Source organism: Pseudomonas sp. SIMBA_068 (genome assembly GCF_046534705.1).
Lineage (GTDB): Bacteria > Pseudomonadota > Gammaproteobacteria > Pseudomonadales > Pseudomonadaceae > Aquipseudomonas > Aquipseudomonas putida.
On sequence record NZ_JAWRYI010000552.1, the window covers coordinates 1 to 270 of the forward strand.

General features: G+C 49.3%; 1 protein-coding gene. It reads left to right on the forward strand.

Features of this window, described 5'->3' with window-relative positions:
• Window positions 1–270, forward strand: a 270-nt coding sequence (locus SB756_RS30365; protein WP_410913276.1) for a glycoside hydrolase family 99-like domain-containing protein, incomplete at both ends; no start/stop codon positions are given.

Sequence of the window (270 nt, forward strand, 5' to 3'; positions counted from 1 at the left end):
TACCGAGTGGACCAACGTCGCGAAGGCAAAACCTAACTTTGTTGGTCACTATCAACCACATGTTCCGCGCGATCTTGGATTCTACGCTTTGCGAATCGTGGACACCATTCGCCAACAGGCCGAATATGCTGCGCTCTATGGCGTCCATGGCTTTTGCTTCTACTATTACTGGTTCAATGGCCGCCGCATTCTAGAGCTTCCGTTGAATAATTTTCTGGCAAGCGATATTGAGTTTCCGTTCTGTGTGTGTTGGGCGAACGAGAATTGGAC